Raw genomic sequence first — 18,450 nt, 5'->3', positions numbered from 1 at the left:
CTCAGGGCATCGGCACGGCGTGGAACACCGCGTCGATGATCTGCTCGGGCTTGATGCCGCTGGCCAGCGCGTCGAAGGTGAGGACCAGACGGTGGCGCAGCACGCCGTATCGCATGGTGCGCACATCGTCCGGGGTGACGTAGTCACGGCCCTGGAGCAGCGCATTGGCCTGCGCGACCCGCATCAGCGCGAGGGAGCCGCGGGGGCTCGCGCCCACGCGCACCGACTGCGTGAGGTTCGGGACCGGGCGGGGGCCGGAGCCGCGGGTGGTGAAGATGAGGTCGATGATGTACCGCTTGACCGCGGGATCGACGTACACCTGGTCCACCATCGCCTGCAGGAAGCGCACGTCCTCGAGGGACACGGTGCCCACGGCCTGGCGCGGACCGGTCAGGTTGCCCGCGGTCGAGCGGTCGAGGATCTCGTGCTCCTCGGCCGGGCGCGGGTAGGTCAGGATCTCCTTCATCAGGAAGCGGTCCATCTGCGCCTCGGGGAGGACATAGGTGCCCTCCTCCTCGATCGGGTTCTGGGTCGCCAGCACCATGAACGGCTCGGGCAGGCGGTGGACCTCGCCGCCGATGGAGGTCTGGCGCTCCTGCATCGCCTCGAGCATCGCGGACTGCGTCTTCGCGCTGGAGCGGTTGATCTCGTCGAGGAGCACGACGTTGGCGTGCACAGGCCCCAGCTGGGTGGTGAAGGTCCCCGAGCCGTAGTTGAAGATCTGGGTGCCGATGATGTCGTTCGGCATCAGATCCGGGGTGCACTGGATCCGGGCGAAGGAGCCGGTGATCGACGAGGCGAGCGCGCTGGCGGCCGTCGTCTTGGCCAGGCCCGGCACGGACTCCAGCAGCACGTGCCCGCCGGCGGCGAGCGCGGCCAGCAGCGTCAGGCGCAGGTTCTCCTGGCCGACCACGCGGGAGTGGAACACCCCGGTGATCGTGCCGATGATCGCAGCGCTGCGCTCGAGGTCCCCGGGAGCGATGGCCGGGGCCGAGGGGGCGAACTCCCCCGGTCGCCGCGGCGGCCGTCCCACAGGTCGCCCCGGTCCCGAGGCGGAGGCCGCCGAGGGCCCGGACGGTGCCGGAGGCGCGGCCGGTCGCGCCAGGTCCCCTGACTGCTGGCTGGGTGGAATGCTCATGCGCTGCGGCTCCCCCGTCATGCGTTCTTCTCGTGCGGCCGGTGCCGCTCGTCCGTCGGTCCACGGCTCGCCCGCCACCCCAGGGGCACCCGGTGCACGACGTGATTCCGCGGGCCCTCCCCCGAGGCGGCCGGAGGCCGGGACGGCCGAGGCCGTGCGGATCGGTCCTGCGGATCTGTCGTGCAGTGCTGTCATGCGGCGGTGCCGTGCTGTGATGCCGGTCGATCGTGCTGCGATCCCGCGTCCCGTCGGCGACGGAACCAGGACCACCGCGACGATCCTAGCGGCCCCGGTCACCTCGGCGGTCAACCACGCGCGGCGCGGTGGCAGAATGCCCGGGTGCCCACCGACCGCGTCGACCGTGCGACCCCGCCCGTCGCCCCCACCTCCCCCGGTCTCGTCGTCGACGAGCAGGGCCGTGGGACCTTCGCCGTGGCCGCCCCCCGCGCGGAGTCGGTGGACCTTTGCATCCGCCAGGGCACGGCCGAGCACCGCCAGCGCCTCCGGCACGTCGACGGCGGCCTGCACTGGGACCACGTGAGCGGGATGGTCCCCGGCACCCGGTACGGGCTGCGCGTGGACGGGCCCTGGGATCCGTCGGCCGGGCTGCTGGCCAATCCGCGCAAGCTGCTGCTGGATCCGTGGGCGCGCGGAGTCTCCCACTCCTCGCCGCTGCTGAGCTCGTTCTTCCCCTTCGAGGTCGATGCGATGCTCGACCGCGTCGGCGACGCCGCCCGGCCCGACGGGACCGACAGCGGCGAGGACGGCGTCTGGTCCGTGGTCGTCTCCGACTCCTTCGACTGGCAGGACGATCTGCGGCCGCTCGTGGACTGGAGCTCGACAGTGCTCTATGAGATGCACGTCAAGGGCTTCACCCAGCTGCATCCCGCGCTGCCGTCCGAGCAGCGGGGCACCTATGCGGGGCTCGGCCACCCCGCGGTGACGGACTACCTGCGCGGCCTCGGCGTGACCAGCATCGAGCTGCTGCCCATCCATGCGGCGATGGACGAGCCCCATCTGACCCGTCTGGGCCTGACCAACTACTGGGGCTACTCGACCCTGTCCTACTTCGCCCCGGACCCCTCGCTGGCCACCACGGCCTCCCAGGCCGCCGGTGCGCAGGCCGTGGTCGACGAGGTGCGGACGATGGTGCGCAGCCTCCACGCCGCCGGCTTCGAGGTCATCCTCGACGTGGTCTACAACCACACCGCCGAGGGAGGCGCCGACGGCCCCTCCCTCTCGCTGCGGGGCCTGGACAACCTCGAGTACTACTGGACCGACCACAGCCGGTTCGTCGACGTCACCGGGACCGGGGGCACGCTGGATCCGCGCTCGGTGCACGTGATGGACCTGGTCCTCGCCTCCCTGCGCTACTGGGTGCAGGAGATGCACGTCGACGGCTTCCGCTTCGACCTCGCCGCGACCCTGGGCCGGGACGACCACGGCTTCCGCGCCGACCATCCCCTGCTCCGCGCGATCGCCACCGACCCGGTGCTGCGGGGCGTGAAGGTGATCGCCGAGCCCTGGGACGTGGGCACGGGCGGGTGGCAGACCGGGAGCTTCCCGGCACCCTTCGCGGAGTGGAACGACGCCTTCCGGGACGACGTGCGGGCCTTCTGGCTCTCCGACCGGGCGGTGCGCGAGCGGACCGGCGATCCCGCGATCGGCGGGGTCCGGGATCTGGCGACGCGCCTGGCCGGTTCCAGCGATCTGTTCACCGGAGCCGATCCTCTCGAGCTGCCCGCCGGGCGCAGCCTCCGCTCGCCCTGGGCCTCGGTCAACTACGTCACCGCACATGACGGCTTCACTCTGCGCGACCTCACCCTCTACGAGACCAAGCACAACGAGGCCAACGGGGAGGACAACCGCGACGGCACCTCCGACAACCGCTCGTACCACCACGGCCACGAGGGCGAGCTGGACCCGCGCGCCGACGGCGCCGCGGAGATCGAGGTGGCCCGTCGGCGCACCGCGCGCAGCATCCTCGCCACGCTGCTGCTGGCCTCGGGCACTCCCCTGATCACTGCGGGCGACGAGCGCCGGCGGACCCAGCAGGGCAACAACAACGCCTACTGCCAGGACAACGAGATCTCGTGGATGGACTGGGAGCGGAGCCCGCGCCGGGATGCCCTGCGCGGGACCGTCTCGCGGCTGCTGCAGCTGCGCGGGGAGCATCCCCAGCTGCGCGCCCCGCACTTCCTGCGCCCCGCCGACCCCGCGGCGCTGGACGCCGGTCAGGTCGCCTGGTTCGCCGCGGACGGGCGTCCGATGGCGCATGAGGACTGGATGAACCCGTCCCAGCACCTGCTGGTGATGCTGCGCCCGGCGATCCCCGGGAGGGAGGGCGCGGAGCACCTGCTGGTGGTCCTCTCCTCCGAGCCGCATCCGGTGCGCGTCGCCCTTCCGAGGGCGCCCTGGCCGCAGGGCACGGCCCGGGTGCTGCTGGACACCGCGCTCGAATCCCCCGACGACGTCGTCCCCACCCCGCTGACCGACCGCACGGTCCTGGTCGAGGCCGGGGCGGTGGTGGTCCTCGGGATCACGCCCGACGCGGCGTAGGGGCCCGCCGAGCGGCTATCGTGAGGGCTGTCACCACGACCGTCGCGGGGCGCCTCGTCCAGGACGGGGGCTCAGGCAGGAGGGCCAATGTCCGAGACCACAGACCTCACGGGACTGGGAGCCGGAGTCGGCCGGATCCCGATCATGGACGTGCAGCCGGTGGTCGACGGGGGGAGGTTCCCCGCCCGCTGCGTCGAGGGCGAGACCGTCACGGTCAGCGCCAACACCTTCCGCGAGGGACACGACGAGATGGGCGTGCAGCTCGTGCTGACGTCCCCCGAGGGCGAGGAGCATCGCCAGGCCCTGCGATGCGTCAATCCGGGGCTGGACCGCTGGGAGACCACGATCCGCCCGGATGCTCTGGGCCGCTGGAGCTTCCGGATCGAGGCGCATTCCGCACCGTACGAGACCTGGGCGCACGTCGCCGAGGTGAAGATCCCCGCCGGGATCGACACGGACCTGGTCTGCGCCGAGGGAGCGCTCGTCCTGCGCCGTGTGCTCGCCGAGGTCGAGGAGGGCACCCGTCCCGCCGCCGACGGCCCGCTCGTGCGCGCCGCCCTCGAGAGCCTGCGCGCCCCCGGCCTGTCCGCCGGCGCCCGCGTCGCCCCGGCGCTCGCCGCGGATCTGCGCGGCGTCCTCGCCGAGCGACCGCTGCGCGAGGGCGTCACCGTCTCCGGCCCGCACGCGCTGATCGTCCAGCGCCGGCGCGCCCTGTACGGCTCCTGGTACGAGTTCTTCCCCCGCTCCGAGGGCGCGCACTTCGATCCCGAGCAGGGCTGGACCTCGGGCACGCTGCGCACCGCCGCGCGGTCCCTCGACAGGATCGCCGAGATGGGCTTCGACGTCGCCTATCTGACCCCGATCCATCCGATCGGCACCACCTTCCGCAAGGGGCGCAACAACACGCTGGACCCCCAGCCCGGTGACCCCGGCTCCCCCTACGCGATCGGCTCCCCCGCCGGCGGCCACGACGCCGTGCACCCCGAGCTGGGCACCCTGGAGGACTTCGACGCCTTCGTGGCCCGCGCGAAGGAGCTCGATCTCGAGGTCGCCCTCGACATCGCCCTGCAGTGCTCGCCGGACCATCCCTGGGTGCAGGAGCATCCGGAATGGTTCTCCGTGCGGGCCGACGGAACCATCGCCTACGCGGAGAACCCGCCGAAGAAGTACCAGGACATCTACCCCCTGAGCTTCGACACCGACTACGAGGGCCTGTACGCCGCGATCCGCGACATGCTCGAGCACTGGGTGGCGCACGGCGTGACCCTGTTCCGCATCGACAACCCCCACACCAAGCCGGTGCGCTTCTGGGAGGAGCTGCTGGCGGAGTTCGACGCGAAGCACCCCGAGGTGATCTTCCTGGCCGAGGCGTTCACGAAGCCCACCATGATGCACACCCTGGGCAAGGTGGGATACCACCAGAGCTACACCTACTTCACGTGGCGCGAGAGCGCCGAGGAGCTGCGCGAGTACCTCGAGGAGCTCGTGGAGTCGGCGCCGTACATGCGGCCCAGCTTCTGGCCCACCACCCACGACATCCTCACCCCGTACATGAGCACAGGGGGTCGCAACGCCTTCGTGCTGCGCGCGATCCTCGCCGCGACGCTGGTCCCCACCTGGGGCATCTACAGCGGCTACGAGCTCGTCGAGGACGTGCCCCGGCCCGGGGCGCAGGAGCAGATCGACAACGAGAAGTACGAGTTCAAGCCCCGTGACCATGCGGGGGCGCTGGCTCGTGGGGAGAGCCTCGGGCCGCTGCTCGGGACGCTGAACCGGATCCGCCGGGAGCACCCGGCGCTGCAGAGCCTCACCGCGATCCGCTTCCATGAGGCCGAGGACGAGCAGGTGCTGGTCTTCTCCAAGCACCTCGACGCCGCCGCGAGCGGCACCGGGTCGCCGGACACCGTGCTCGTGGTCTCCCTGACCGAGCACGATCGCGACGCCCACACCGCGCTGCGCCTGGACCTCGACGCCCTGGGGGTGGGCGAGGCCTTCGAGGTCGAGGACCTGCTGACCGGTGAGCGGTTCAGCTGGGGTCGCGACCCCTACGTGATCCTGCGCGCGGCCGACCGGCCCGCGCACATCCTGCGGATCATCCATCCCGAGGAGAGCTGACATGTCCGAGATCCCCGACCGTCCCCGGGACGTCGTCCCGGCAGCTCCGACGCCTGCGGCGCCGACGGCGATGCCGCTGGGCGAGCACGAGCTGGGCGCCACCGCGACCGGCAGCCATCACGACCCGCACTCGGTGCTCGGGGCCCAGGAGTACGAGGGCGCGATCACCGTCCGCACGCTCAAGCCCTTCGCGCACGAGGTCCTCGTGGTGCTTCCCGACGGAGGCACCGTGCCGATGGAGCACGAGCACGACGGCATCTGGGTCGCGGTGGTGGAGGCCGCCGAGCTCCCCTCGCACCGGATCCGCGTGACCTGGACGGAGGGCGCCGATCCCGTCGATCTCGAGGAGCCGTACCGCTTCCTGCCCACGGTGGGCGAGCTGGATCTCCACCTCATCCACGAGGGACGGCACGAGGAGCTGTGGCGGGCGCTGGGCTCGCACGTGCGCACCCTCGACGACGTGGCGGGGACCTCCTTCGCCGTCTGGGCGCCCAATGCCCGCGCGGTCCAGGTGGTGGGCACCTTCAACGGCTGGGAGGGGCGGCTGCACGCGCTGCGCTCGCTCGGCTCCTCGGGGGTCTGGGAGATCTTCGTCCCCGGCATCGGGGTCGGCGAGACGTACAAGTTCCGGATCCTCGGCGCCGACGGCACCTGGCGGGACAAGGCGGATCCGATGGCCCGCTTCGCCGAGGTCCCCCCGGCCACCGGCTCCGTGGTCACCGACAGCGACTTCGAGTGGACCGACGACCACTGGCTGGCCGAGCGCGCCTCGCACGACGCGCTCGCCTCCCGGATGTCGGTGTACGAGGTGCACCTGGCGAGCTGGCGCCCGGGTCTGGGGTACCGCGAGCTGGCCAGCCAGCTCACCGAGTACGTCTCGGAGATGGGCTTCACGCACGTGGAGTTCATGCCGGTGGCGGAGCACCCCTTCGGCGGGTCCTGGGGCTACCAGGTCACCGGCTACTACGCCCCCACCTCCCGGCTCGGCACCCCCGACGAGCTGCGCCACCTCATCGACACCCTCCACGGCGCCGGCATCGGCGTGATCCTGGACTGGGTGCCCGCGCACTTCCCCAAGGACGAGTGGGCGCTGGGCCGCTTCGACGGGACCCCGCTGTACGAGCACGCCGACCCGCGCCGCGGGGAGCATCCCGACTGGGGCACGTACATCTTCGACACCGGACGCCACGAGGTGCGCAACTTCCTGGTCGCCAACGCCTGCTACTGGCTGGAGGAGTTCCACGTCGACGGCCTGCGCGTCGACGCGGTCGCCTCGATGCTGTACCTCGACTACTCGCGCGAGGAGGGCCAGTGGGTCGCCAACCGCCACGGGGGTCGTGAGGACCTCGAGTCCATCGCCTTCCTCCAGGAGGCGACCGCGACCGCGTACAAGCGCGCCCCCGGCATCGTGATGATCGCCGAGGAGTCCACCTCGTTCCCGGGCGTCACCCGTCCCACCGACGCCGGCGGGCTCGGCTTCGGCTTCAAGTGGAACATGGGCTGGATGCACGACACCCTCGAGTACATCGCCGAGGACCCGGTGCACCGCCAGCACCACCACGGCGAGATGACCTTCTCGATGGTCTACCAGTACTCCGAGAACTTCGTGCTGCCGCTGAGCCATGACGAGGTCGTGCACGGCAAGGGATCGCTGCTGCGCAAGGCACCGGGCGATGACTGGCAGCAGGCGGCGACGCTTCGCTCCTACCTGGCCTTCCAGTGGACGCATCCCGGCAAGCAGCTGATCTTCATGGGCATCGAGTTCGCCCAGGGCACCGAGTGGTCGGAGCAGTCCGGGCTGCCGTGGTGGCTGCTGGAGTACCCGCTGCATCGCGGCGCCCAGCAGCTGGTCAAGGATCTCAACGCCGTCCAGGCGGAGTTCCCGGCGCTCTACGAGAGGGATCAGGACCCGGCCGGCTTCGAGTGGCTGATCGGGGACGACTCCGCCCACAACACGCTCTCGTACGTCCGCCGCGACGCCGCCGGCGATCCGGTGGTCGTGGTCGTGAACTTCTCGGCGGAACCATGGCACGACCTCCGCGTCCCGCTGCCCGAGGGCGGGTCCTGGCTCGAGGTGCTCAACTCCGACGCCCCCGTGTACGGCGGCAGCGGGGTGGGGAACCTGGGCCGCGTCCACGCCGAGCCGCTCCCCCGTCACGGACGCGAGCACTCGGTGCGGCTGTCGGTGCCGCCGCTGGGTGCGGTGATCCTGGTCCCCGAGCGCCTCCGGGGCTGATCAGGGCTCGACACGCACGAGGGGCCGCGGCACGATGCCGCGGCCCCTCGTCGTGAGCGGAAGGTCGAGCCCGACGGCTCAGAAGAGCAGGTTCGCGAGGCGCTTGCGCGCCGGAGCCACCCGCGGATCGTCAGGACCCGCCACCTCGAAGAGCTCGAGCAGGCGTCCCCGAACGGTGTCCTTGGTCTCCTGGTCCGCGCCGCGCAGCTGGTCCAGGAGCCGCGCGAAGGCGTCCTCGACGTGCCCGCCGAGCATGTCGAGGTCCGCGACCAGGAGCTGTGCGTCCAGATCGGAGGGCTGCTGCGCCGCCGCCTCCCGGGCTGCGGCGAGGTCGGCGTCCTGGGTGCGTCGCATGAGCGACACGGTGGCCAGCCCGGCCTTCGCCTCGGCATCGGCCGGGCTCTCCTGGAGCTGCTTCTGATAGGCGGCGACGGCGGTGTCCAGGTCACCGCGCTCGATCGCCTCGTAGGCCTCGGCGATCAGCGGCGGCAGCGGCTCCTCGGGAGCCTCCTGGGCGGCACCCTCCCCCTCGGGGAGCTCCATGCCCTGCTGGCGCGCGACCTCGATGACCTGGGTGAGGAGGGTGTCGATCTCCGACTCGGGCAGCACCGACTCGACGATCGGCTGCAGCTGGCCCTGGATCAGCAGGAGCAGGGTGGGCAGCTGCTGGACGCGCAGGGCGCCGGCGACCCGCTGCTCGGTGTCCGCGTCGACGACGCCCAGACGGATCGCACCGCCGCGCGCATCGGCGCCGCGACGCAGCGCGGAGAGGAACTGATCCGCCTCGGGCACGCGGGCACTGGTGACCAGCAGCAGGGTGGGGATCTGCTGCGAGTCGGCGATGATCTGCTCGAGCCCCTGCTCGGTGACGGCGATCTCGTGGGCGGAGGGGGTGCCGGCGTTCGCCGACCCGCCCGACGCGGCCCCGGCGGGCTTCTTGAGCGCGGCGAGGTCGATGATTCCGTACGGATCAGTCACGGGTGAGCTCCTTCGAAGACGGTGATATGCCCTCAGTCTAGGGAGTGCGGCTGGGCGGTGCCGGACGGCACCGCCGGATCACTTGCCGCTGGCGCCGAGCGCGGTCTGGGTCGCGCCGATGGGCTGGACCTTGCCGCCGGCATCCGCCGAGGGGAGATACATCGCGACGTGGGTGCCATAGGTGCGGACGAACTCGGAGGAGAACTCCTTCTTCCCGATCACCTTGGTGTACGCGTTGTCCTCCGCGTAGCTCACCTTCGCCCCGTCCTTGATGGCGACCTTGCGGGACGAGGTCAGGGTCCCCATCACGATCGCTCCGCCGTCATCCGTGCGCAGGCCCACGAACTCCTCGGTGTTGACCGAGAACTTCTCGTGGATGGTCGCGGCCTCGTCCTTCTCGACGCCCGCGTTGAGCTCCTTGCGCTCGGTCTGGATGCGCTCGTGGGTGGCGGTCTGGAACGGGTTCGCCCCGAGCTGGCCGTCAGGATCGCTCTCCGCGCCGTTGGAGAGCACCGCGGCGTAGAGCTCGAGCGCCTTCTTCGGAGTCATCACGAGGCCCTCGGCATCGGCGGTGACCTGCTCGGAGCCCACCGCGGCGTCGGGCACCATCGGCATCTCGACGCCGACGGCCTGCTGCGCCCAACCCCAGGTGGTGTAGCCGGACTTCGCATCGGCCTGCTGGAGCGCGAGGAAGTACGGCACGCCCTCCTTCGCGGAATCCTCGACCAGGGCGATCGAGACCCGGGGGAACTCCTCGGACAGGGAGGTCAGCGGGACGAGCAGCTTCGCGCCGGGGACGCGGAGCTCCTCCTTCCACTCCTTCGCCCTGCCGATCATCTCGTAGGCGGCGGTGCGGAACTTCACGGCGGAGCCGGAGACGCGCGGGCCCAGCTTCTTGGGATCGAGCGCCTTGTCCGCGGCGGCGACGGCTGCGTTGACCTCAGGCACGATCGCGGTGATCTGCCCGGTGGTCTGCGCCGGAGCGGGCTCGGCGAGCTCCTTGCCCGTCGGCGGAGCCGCGGGCGGCGTCGGCTCCGAGCCGCAGGCGGCCAGGAGCCCGGTGGCGAGGAGGCTGCCCGCCCCCAGGAAGAGGCCGCGACGGCCGACGGGGAGAGTGCTCATGGTGAGGTCCTTCCGCGCAGTGCGGCGCAGGTCGTGGCGGGTCATCGGCGGTCTCCCCCGTCGTCGACGGGATCGATCGGCTGGGTGCGGTCCTCGGCGCTCTCGCCCCTCTGCTGCGCGTCCTCGGTGCTCGGTGCGTCGGAGTCCCTCGGGGCGACGGAGTCACCGGATGCGGTGGAGTCCGCGCCCAGCGACCACACGTTCTCCTCGCGCGGCTTCTCGCCGGTGTCCGCGAAGAGCTCGTCGAGACCCGCGCCCTGCGCCCCGTCGGCGTCGGACTCCGCACCTGCGACTGCGCCACCGGAGCCTGCCGCCGCACCTGCAACGGCGGGCTCCTGCACGGCGGGCTCGCCGTCCTCGAGCTCGTCCTCGTCACGGCGCCGGCCGCCCAGGGAGACGACCAGGAGCACCAGGCCGATCACGGCGATCGCCGCGCCGCCCGCGTAGGCGAAGGGAACCCACTCGTTCTCGGCGTCGACGGGCCAGGTGATCGAGATCTTCTCGGCGCCCTGCTGCGTGCCGTCGGTGACGATGAGCAGCGAGCGGTAGACCTGCTCGTTCTTGCCGTTCTCCGCGGCGTGGAACTCGCCGACGTCGATCGTGGTGGGGCTGGGCGAGGTCTCGACCGTGCGCCAGAGATCGGAGGAGGTGGGGTTCTTCAGCTCATCGGCGCCCTCGGGGTCGACGTCCTCGGTGCTGAGGGTGGTCCAGTCGCTCGCCCCGGTCACCCGGGTGTGGTGGACGCCCTCGAGGTAGGCGTCGATGTCCGCGTTGTTCGCGGTGATCACCGAGACGTCGGAGGCGCCCTCGATGACGACCTCGCCCTGCTCTCCTCCCACGTACAGCACGCCCGGATCGATCACGACCGCAGGTCCGGCACCGGAGAGGTCCACCGTGGCGGTGGTCTCGGTCGCGGGGGCCCAGGTGGTCTCACCCAGACGGCCCAGCACGAGCCCGGTCAGGCCGATCAGGACCAGGAGGACGGCCAGGAGTCGTTGCACGGTTGAAGCTCCTTCAGGGGGGCTCGACACGTGGCCGAGGAGATGACCCGGCCACGATACGGGCGAGGAGAGGCCCGGACCAGGGCCGAGTGAGCATCTGCACCTGGGTAAAGGCCTTCTCATGGGCGTCTCATCGGCCTCTCATGGACGGCGCCGGCGCGGGGCGCGCGTCGCAGCGGTGCTGGTGGTGCCGTACCCTGGCCGGGTGCGTCTCGTCGTTGCCCGTTGCTCTGTCGACTACACCGGTCGGCTCACCGCCCATCTCCCGCTCGCCCCCCGGCTGCTGATCGTCAAGGCCGACGGCAGCGTGCTGATCCATTCCGACGGCGGCAGCTACAAGCCGCTGAACTGGATGAGCCCTCCGTGCACCCTCACCACGTCCCGTCGTGGCGACGAGGAGGCGGGCGAGGATCCCGAGGGCGACTGGATCGAGCAGTGGGACGTGGTCCACGACAAGTCCGGCGACCGCCTGCGGGTGCGTCTGCACGAGGTGTTCGAGGACTCCTCCCACGACCTCGGCGTCGATCCCGGCCTGCAGAAGGATGGCGTGGAGGCTCATCTGCAGGCGCTGCTGGCCGAGAACATCGACACTCTCGGCGACGGCTGGTCTCTCGTGCGCCGGGAGTACTTCACCGCCATCGGCCCCGTCGACATCCTCGCCCGTGACGCGGACGGCGGATCCGTCGCGATCGAGATCAAGCGCCGCGGCGAGATCGACGGCGTCGAGCAGCTGACCCGCTACCTCGAGCTCATGAACCGCGATCCGCTCCTCGCGCCGGTGCGCGGCATCTTCGCCGCGCAGGTGATCAAGCCGCAGGCCCGCGTGCTCGCCGAGGACCGCGGCATCGACTGCGTCACCCTGGACTACGACGCCCTGCGCGGCATCGACGACGCCGAGTCCCGTCTGTTCTGACCGTCCTGCCCGTCCCGCGCGCCGCCCGAGCCCCCGGGCACCAGGAGAAGACATGAGCACCGCCCCCGCCCCGCACTCCCCCGGCTCCGATGAGGTCGCCGCCGAGATCGCGCTCCGCGGGACCGCGGTGCTCGAGCAGGGGCTCGTCCCCGACGCTCTGCTGCTGATCGCAGGCGGCGACATCCTCTGGGCCGGTCCCGCCGGCCGGGCACCGCAGCACACGGCCGCCCAGGAGATCTCCCACGACGGGATGATCCTGCCCGGTCTCGTCGATCTCCACTGCCACGGCGGTGGCGGCGCCTCGTTCCCCGACGCCGAGTCCGCCGAGGACATGCTCACCGCGGTCCGGGAGCATCGTCGACACGGCACCACGAGCCTGGTCGCCTCCCTGGTGACGGCTGATGCCCCCACCCTCCGCTCCCGCGTCGCGGACCTCGCACGGCTCGCTGCCGACGGGGAGATCGCGGCGATCCACCTCGAGGGGCCGTTCCTCTCGGTCGAGCGTCGCGGCGCCCAGAATCCCGAGCACATCACCGACGGGGACGCGGACCTGGTGCGGGAGCTCGCCCAGATCTCCGGCGGTGCGCTGGCCACCATGACGGTCGCTCCGGAGACCCCGGGCGCCGAAGGAGTCATCGAGGCCCTCGCCGAGGTCGGCGCGCTCCCCTCCCTCGGCCACACCGACGGCAGCAGCGCCCAGATGACCCGCGCGATCGCGCACTCCGTCGCCGAGCTGCGCCGCGAGAACGGCCGCTCCCCTCTCCCCACCGCGACCCACCTCTTCAACGGCATGCGGCCGATCCACCACCGCGATCCCGGGCCCGCTCTGGCGGCGCTGGACGCGGCGGCGGCCGGGGATCTGGTGGTCGAGGTGATCGCCGACGGCGTGCACCTCGATGCCCGCACCGTCGCCCATGTCTTCGCGATCGCCGCCGAGCAGAACGTGGTCCTCGTGACCGACGCGATGGCGGCGGCCGGGATGCCCGAGGGCCAGTATCGGCTCGGCTCGCTCGATGTCACCGTCGAGGGTGGCGTCGCCACCCTCACCGGGGGCACCGCGATCGCCGGAGGCACCGCTCATCTCCTCGACGTGGTGCGCTTCGCGGTCACCGAGGCCGGCGTCGACCTGGTGCGCGCGGTGCGGGCCGCCTCGACGGTCCCGGCCGCGGTGCTCGGCCAGCAGGATCGGATCGGGGCCCTGGCAGCGGGACGTCGTGCGGACGTGGTGCTGGTCGATGCGGCCCTCGAGCCCGTCACTGTCCTCCGCGGTGGCGCGGTCGTCACCGACTGATCTCCCCCGGTCTCCGGACGGTGCCGGACACTCTCGGGACGATGCCGGAGACCGAGCGGCAACGAGGCGGGAACCGCCCGGCTCCTCCGATGCCGCCGCGCCTCAGTCGGCGTCGCCGAGCACCGAGCCCGTCGGCGCGGCCTCCAGCCAGGAGTTCAGCGCCGCACCCGAGGCCAGGTCGACGACCGCGCTGATCTCCCGACCGTCGCGCAGCGTGAACTCCACCAGGCAGCGAGCCGCGATGCCCTCGCCCGGGGAGGGCAGGATATCGCGGGTGACGTCACGGATGTCGCTGCGCCGCAGCACCACCTCGGGGCGCACCCGCAGGGAGAACGCCCGGAACCAGCGCAGCCGATCCGTGCCGAAGCGCATCAGCCCGTGCTGCCAGGTCGCTCCGCCCATGAGCCCCCGTCGCCGCACGGTGCACTCGAAGGCCTCCCGCCGACGGGACACGATCCGCTGACGCAGCGCCAGCAGCAGGAGTACCAGCAGGAGGAGCACCAGCACGACGAAGAGCATCCCGATCCCCAGGAGGGGGATCGGGATGCTCAGGTCGTCCATGCGTTGTGCGCAGTCGGCTCAGAGACGAGAAGCCGTGGGCTCGACGATCGCGGCGTCATCGACGCCGATGGTCACGACGTCCGCGTCGACGGAGACGAAGCCGCCGTCGACCTCGAGCGCCTCGACGTGACCGTCCTGGTCGATGATCCGCACCACGCCGGTGCCGAGGATCGCCAGGGTGGGCTGCATCTTGGGCAGGATGCCCATCGAGCCGTCGATCGCCGGCACGACGACCTGCGCCGCCTGACCGGTCCAGACGGTGCGGTCCGCGGTGACGAAGGTGACCTCGAGCGCACTCACGCGCCGAGCTCCTTGTCGATGCGGTGCTGGTTCTCGAGCACCATGTCGATGCCGCCGACGTTGAAGAAGGCCGACTCGGTGATGTGGTCGAACTCGCCGTCGGCGATGCCCTTGAAGCCCTCGATGGTGTCCTTCAGCGGGACGTCCGAGCCGTCCACACCGGTGAACTGCTTCGCGAGGTGGGTGTTCTGCGAGAGGAACTGCTGGATCCGTCGTGCACGCGACACGATGACCTTGTCCTCCTCGGAGAGCTCGTCGACGCCGAGCATCGCGATGATGTCCTGCAGCTCCTTGTTGCGCTGGAGGATCTGCTTCACGCGCACCGCGGTGTCGTAGTGGTCCTGGCCCACGTAGCGCGGGTCGAGGATCCGCGAGGTGGAGGACAGCGGGTCGATCGCCGGGTACAGACCGCGCGAGGCGATCTCACGGGAGAGCTCCGTGGTGGCGTCGAGGTGGGCGAAGGTGGTCGCCGGGGCCGGGTCGGTGTAGTCATCGGCCGGCACGTAGATCGCCTGCATCGAGGTGATCGAGTGACCGCGGGTCGAGGTGATGCGCTCCTGGAGCACACCCATCTCGTCCGCCAGGTTGGGCTGGTAGCCCACGGCCGAGGGCATGCGGCCCAGCAGGGTCGACACCTCGGAGCCCGCCTGGGTGAAGCGGAAGATGTTGTCGATGAACAGCAGCACGTCCTGCGCCTGCTCATCGCGGAAGTACTCCGCCATGGTCAGCGCGGACAGGGCCACGCGCAGACGCGTGCCCGGCGGCTCGTCCATCTGGCCGAAGACCAGTGCGGTCTTCTCGATGACGCCCGACTCGGTCATCTCCTCGATGAGGTCCCAGCCCTCACGGGTGCGCTCGCCGACGCCGGCGAACACGGAGACGCCGTCGTGGCTGTTGGCCACGCGGTAGATCATCTCCTGGATGAGGACCGTCTTGCCGACGCCCGCGCCGCCGAACAGGCCGATCTTTCCGCCCTTGACGTACGGGGTGAGGAGGTCGATCGACTTGATGCCGGTCTCGAACATGACCGTCGAGGACTCGAGCTGGTCGAAGTTCGGAGCCTTGCGGTGGATGGGCCAGCGCTCGGTGATCTCGAGCTGGTCGGCCGGCTTGTTCAGCGGGTTGCCGACCACGTCGAAGACCGTGCCGAGGGTGACGTCGCCGACGGGCACCGAGATCGGAGCGCCGGAGTCGGTCACGGCCTGGCCGCGGACCACGCCGTCGGTGGGCTTGAGCGCGATGCCGCGCACCATGCCGTCGCCGAGGTGCTGCGCGGTCTCGAGGGTCAGGGTCGAGGCCTCCAGGCCGGAGCCGGTGTCCTCGATCTGGATCGTGAGCGCGTTGTAGAGGTTAGGGATGTTCCCGGGCGGGAACTCGATGTCGACGACGGCGCCGGTGACGCGGGCGACGCGTCCGGTGGCGCCGGCCGCCGGGGCGGCGGGGGCCTGGCTGTCAGTGGTGGTGGTCATGTGCGTTCTCTCCATGTCGTGCCGACGCGGGGCATCGTCGGCCAGATGTGTCGTCGGCCTGGGTCTCAGCGTTCGGTGCGGCCGGATCCCGAGAGGGCGTCGGCGCCGCCGACGATCTCCGTGATCTCCTGGGTGATCTCCGCCTGGCGGGCGGAGTTCGCCAGCCGGGTGAACTTGTTGATCTGGGTCTCCGCATTGTCGGTCGCGGTCTTCATCGCTCGCTGCGTGGAGGCGTGCTCGGAAGCCATCGCCTGCAGCAGGATGTTGATGATGCGCGACTCGATGTAGCGCGGCAGCAGCTCGCCGATGACCGACTCCGCATCCGGCACGAACTCGTACAGCGGGTAGGTGGGCGCGTTCTCGCCGCGCACATCCCCCAGACCCATCGGCACCATGCGGACCGAGCGGGCGTTCTGGACGAAGCGGCTCTCGAAGCGCGTGGAGACCACGTAGAGCTCGTCGAGGTGGACCGTGGGGTCCTCGGTGACGAGATCCTCGGTGACCGCCGCGGCGATCTCGCGGCCGAGCGACGGCAGCTCGTTCTCCTTGTACGGGGTCCACGAGCGCTGCGGCTCACGGTTGCGGAAGCGGTAGTACGAGTCGCCCTTGCGGCCGACGACGTACATCACGGGCTCCTTGCCCTCGTCGCGCAGCGTGTTCGCGAGCTGTTCGGCTTCGCGGATCACGTTGTGCGAGTACGGGCCGGTCATGCCGCGGTCCGCGGTGATCAGGAGGATGCCGGCGCGGCCGGTCTGCTTCCGATCGGTGTCCAGGAACGGATGCGAGACCTCGCTGGAGTGCGTCGCCACCGATCCGATCGCGCGGGTCAGCGCATCGGCGTAGGGCGTCGTCGCCTCGACCCGGGCGTGCGCCTTGGCGATGCGCGACGCCGCGACCATCTCCTTGGCCTTGAAGATCTTCTTCATCCCCTGTGCGGAGCGGATCCTCTGTTTGTATACCCTCTGCTGGGCTCCCATGTCTCTCCTCGTGCGGGATCGATGCGTCCTGGGCGGGAGCCGCCGTCCCCGTGAGGACGGCGGCGTCTCGCATCAGCCGCGGACGATCTGCTCCTGCTCGATCCGGTCAGCGGCGAGACGACCATCCTCGTCGTTCCGCGCCGCGTCCTGGCCCTTGCCGGCCAGGAAGTCCTGCTTGACCTGATCGAGGATGCCCGAGAGCTCCTCCTCGGTCGAGGACTCGAACTTGCCCGTGCTGCGGATGGCCTCGAGCACGCCGCCGTTGTGGCGCAGGTGCTCGAGCAGCTGCCCCTCGAACTCGCGGACGTCCTCGATCTCGACGTCGTCGAACTTGCCCTTGGTGCCGGCCCAGATCGAGACGACCTGCTCCTCCATCGGGAACGGCGAGTTCTGGGACTGCTTCAGCAGCTCCATCAGGCGGGCGCCACGGCTCAGCTGCTGCTTGGAGGCGGCATCCAGGTCGGAGGCGAACATCGCGAAGGCCTCGAGATCGCGGAACTGCGCGAGGTCGATCTTCAGGGTGCCCGAGACGGCCTTCATGGCCTTCGTCTGCGCCGAGCCTCCGACGCGGGAGACCGAGATGCCGACGTCGACCGCCGGGCGCTGGTTCGCGTTGAACAGGTCCGACTGCAGGAAGCACTGGCCGTCGGTGATCGAGATGACGTTTGTCGGGATGTACGCCGAGACGTCGTTGGCCTTGGTCTCGATGATCGGCAGACCGGTCATCGAACCGCCGCCCATCTCGTCGCTGAGCTTCGCGCAGCGCTCGAGCAGACGGGAGTGCAGGTAGAACACGTCACCCGGGTAGGCCTCACGGCCCGGCGGGCGGCGCAGCAGCAGCGACACGGCGCGGTACGCCTCGGCCTGCTTCGAGAGGTCGTCGAAGATGATCAGGACGTGCTTGCCCTCGTACATCCAGTGCTGGCCGATGGCCGAGCCGGTGTAGGGGGCGATGTACTTGAAGCCGGCCGGGTCGGACGCCGGGGCCGCCACGATCGTGGTGTACTCCAGCGCGCCGTTCTCCTCGAGCGTCGCGCGCACCGAGGCGATGGTCGAGCCCTTCTGGCCGACGGCGACGTAGATGCAGCGGACCTGCTTCTCGGGGTCGCCGGACTCCCAGTTGGCCTTCTGGTTCAGGATCGTGTCGATCCCGATCGTGGTCTTGCCGGTCTGGCGGTCGCCGATGATCAGCTGACGCTGGCCACGGCCGATCGGGGTCATCGCATCGATGGCCTTGAGGCCGGTCTGCATCGGCTCCTTGACCGCCTTGCGCTGCATGACGCCGGGAGCCTGCAGCTCGAGAGCGCGACGGCCGACGGTCTCGATGGTGCCGAGGCCGTCGATGGGGGCGCCGGTGGGGTCGACCACGCGGCCGAGGTAGCCGTCGCCGACGGGAACCGAGAGCACCTGGCCGGTGCGGCGGACCTGCTGGCCCTCCTCGATGCCGGAGAACTCGCCGAGGACGACGACGCCGACCTCACGGAGCTCGAGGTTCAGGGCGAGGCCGAGGGTGCCGTCCTCGAAGCTGACGAGCTCGTTGGCCATGACGTTGGGGAGACCCTCGACGCGAGCGATGCCGTCGGCGGCCTCGCTGACGCGGCCGATCTCCTCGCGCTCGGTGGCGCCTGCCTGGTAGGTGGACACCGCGGTGTCCAGGGCGTTCCGGATGTCCTCCGGGCTGATCGTGAGCTCCGCCATCTGCTGCTTCGCTTCCTCTCGGTCTCCCCGTGCCGGGGATGGTCTGAACAATGCTGGGGACGCCGCGGCCTCGAGGAGGTTCCGGCGTCGGG

14 protein-coding genes are annotated in these 18,450 nt (G+C 70.8%); 5 read left to right on the top strand and 9 right to left on the bottom strand.

All coding sequences use genetic code 11. The features are described from left to right. Position 1: 1 nt before the first annotated feature. On the bottom strand, positions 2–1,138 hold the full coding sequence (locus tag CFK41_RS07120) for an AAA family ATPase (protein WP_096800985.1): 1,137 nt from the start codon (positions 1,136–1,138) through the stop codon (positions 2–4). A 339-nt stretch (positions 1,139–1,477) separates the two neighbouring features. Between CFK41_RS07120 and glgX the strand changes: the two genes are divergently transcribed. The 3 genes from glgX (at position 1,478) to glgB (ending at position 8,048) form a co-directional block, all read left to right on the top strand. Then, on the top strand, positions 1,478–3,697 hold the full coding sequence (gene glgX / locus CFK41_RS07115; protein ID WP_096799026.1) for a glycogen debranching protein GlgX: 2,220 nt from the start codon (positions 1,478–1,480) through the stop codon (positions 3,695–3,697). A gap of 87 nt (positions 3,698–3,784) precedes the next feature. Further along, on the top strand, positions 3,785–5,812 hold the full coding sequence (locus CFK41_RS07110) for an alpha-1,4-glucan--maltose-1-phosphate maltosyltransferase (RefSeq protein WP_096799025.1): 2,028 nt from the start codon (positions 3,785–3,787) through the stop codon (positions 5,810–5,812). A gap of 1 nt (position 5,813) precedes the next feature. Further along, positions 5,814–8,048 carry a 1,4-alpha-glucan branching protein GlgB gene (glgB, locus tag CFK41_RS07105; RefSeq protein WP_096799024.1) on the top strand — a complete coding sequence of 745 codons (2,235 nt, stop codon included), beginning with the start codon at positions 5,814–5,816 and terminating at the stop codon, positions 8,046–8,048. A 78-nt stretch (positions 8,049–8,126) separates the two neighbouring features. On the opposite strand, the gene CFK41_RS07100 is transcribed toward glgB, so the two are convergent. From CFK41_RS07100 to CFK41_RS07090, 3 genes are all read right to left on the bottom strand, one after another. Continuing rightward, on the bottom strand, positions 8,127–9,026 hold the full coding sequence (locus CFK41_RS07100) for a tetratricopeptide repeat protein (protein WP_096799023.1): 900 nt from the start codon (positions 9,024–9,026) through the stop codon (positions 8,127–8,129). 78 nt (positions 9,027–9,104) lie between these two features. Then, positions 9,105–10,148 carry a hypothetical protein gene (locus CFK41_RS07095; protein WP_227873242.1) on the bottom strand — a complete coding sequence of 348 codons (1,044 nt, stop codon included), beginning with the start codon at positions 10,146–10,148 and terminating at the stop codon, positions 9,105–9,107. A 41-nt stretch (positions 10,149–10,189) separates the two neighbouring features. After that, positions 10,190–11,149 (bottom strand): hypothetical protein, encoded by a 960-nt coding sequence (locus tag CFK41_RS07090; protein ID WP_096799021.1) that lies wholly within the window; start codon positions 11,147–11,149, stop codon positions 10,190–10,192. A gap of 205 nt (positions 11,150–11,354) precedes the next feature. On the opposite strand from CFK41_RS07090, the gene nucS reads away from it, so the two are divergent. Both nucS and CFK41_RS07080 read left to right on the top strand, forming a co-directional pair. Continuing rightward, the gene (nucS, locus tag CFK41_RS07085) at positions 11,355–12,062 is read left to right on the top strand and encodes an endonuclease NucS (RefSeq protein ID WP_096800984.1); all 708 of its coding nucleotides are present in this window, start codon (positions 11,355–11,357) and stop codon (positions 12,060–12,062) included. Positions 12,063–12,114: 52 nt separating this feature from the next. Further along, entirely contained in the window at positions 12,115–13,353 is a 1,239-nt protein-coding gene (locus CFK41_RS07080) for an N-acetylglucosamine-6-phosphate deacetylase (RefSeq protein WP_096799020.1), read from the top strand. Positions 13,354–13,455: 102 nt separating this feature from the next. Here CFK41_RS07080 and CFK41_RS07075 read toward each other — a convergent pair whose 3' ends face one another. From CFK41_RS07075 to atpA, 5 genes are all read right to left on the bottom strand, one after another. Next, complete coding sequence (locus CFK41_RS07075; protein ID WP_096799019.1) at positions 13,456–13,914, bottom strand: DUF2550 family protein; 459 nt, start codon at positions 13,912–13,914, stop codon at positions 13,456–13,458. A gap of 18 nt (positions 13,915–13,932) precedes the next feature. Next, on the bottom strand, positions 13,933–14,214 hold the full coding sequence (locus tag CFK41_RS07070) for a F0F1 ATP synthase subunit epsilon (RefSeq protein ID WP_096799018.1): 282 nt from the start codon (positions 14,212–14,214) through the stop codon (positions 13,933–13,935). Continuing rightward, on the bottom strand, positions 14,211–15,683 hold the full coding sequence (gene atpD / locus CFK41_RS07065; RefSeq protein WP_151904698.1) for a F0F1 ATP synthase subunit beta: 1,473 nt from the start codon (positions 15,681–15,683) through the stop codon (positions 14,211–14,213). The genes CFK41_RS07070 and atpD overlap by 4 nt, the downstream gene beginning before the upstream one ends. A 65-nt stretch (positions 15,684–15,748) precedes the next feature. Next, on the bottom strand, positions 15,749–16,660 hold the full coding sequence (locus CFK41_RS07060; RefSeq protein ID WP_096799016.1) for a F0F1 ATP synthase subunit gamma: 912 nt from the start codon (positions 16,658–16,660) through the stop codon (positions 15,749–15,751). Positions 16,661–16,732: 72 nt separating this feature from the next. Next, complete coding sequence (gene atpA / locus CFK41_RS07055) at positions 16,733–18,358, bottom strand: F0F1 ATP synthase subunit alpha (RefSeq protein WP_096799015.1); 1,626 nt, start codon at positions 18,356–18,358, stop codon at positions 16,733–16,735. Positions 18,359–18,450 lie beyond the last annotated feature (92 nt).

Origin of the sequence: Brachybacterium ginsengisoli, assembly GCF_002407065.1 — a bacterium.
Lineage (GTDB): Bacteria > Actinomycetota > Actinomycetes > Actinomycetales > Dermabacteraceae > Brachybacterium > Brachybacterium ginsengisoli.
Note: the sequence above shows the minus strand (reverse complement) of the source record. Positions and strands in the feature narration are given on the sequence as shown.

Bases quoted from the DNA above. Each gene is read 5' to 3' on its own strand.
- CFK41_RS07120 (WP_096800985.1), bottom strand. From the start codon at position 1,138: ATGAGCATTCCACCCAGCCAGCAGTCAGGGGACCTGGCGCGACCGGCC.
- CFK41_RS07110 (WP_096799025.1), top strand. From the start codon at position 3,785: ATGTCCGAGACCACAGACCTCACGGGACTGGGAGCCGGAGTCGGCCGG.
- glgB (WP_096799024.1), top strand. From the start codon at position 5,814: ATGTCCGAGATCCCCGACCGTCCCCGGGACGTCGTCCCGGCAGCTCCG.
- CFK41_RS07095 (WP_227873242.1), bottom strand. From the start codon at position 10,148: ATGAGCACTCTCCCCGTCGGCCGTCGCGGCCTCTTCCTGGGGGCGGGC.
- CFK41_RS07080 (WP_096799020.1), top strand. From the start codon at position 12,115: ATGAGCACCGCCCCCGCCCCGCACTCCCCCGGCTCCGATGAGGTCGCC.
- CFK41_RS07075 (WP_096799019.1), bottom strand. From the start codon at position 13,914: ATGGACGACCTGAGCATCCCGATCCCCCTCCTGGGGATCGGGATGCTC.
- atpD (WP_151904698.1), bottom strand. From the start codon at position 15,683: ATGACCACCACCACTGACAGCCAGGCCCCCGCCGCCCCGGCGGCCGGC.
- CFK41_RS07060 (WP_096799016.1), bottom strand. From the start codon at position 16,660: ATGGGAGCCCAGCAGAGGGTATACAAACAGAGGATCCGCTCCGCACAG.
- atpA (WP_096799015.1), bottom strand. From the start codon at position 18,358: ATGGCGGAGCTCACGATCAGCCCGGAGGACATCCGGAACGCCCTGGAC.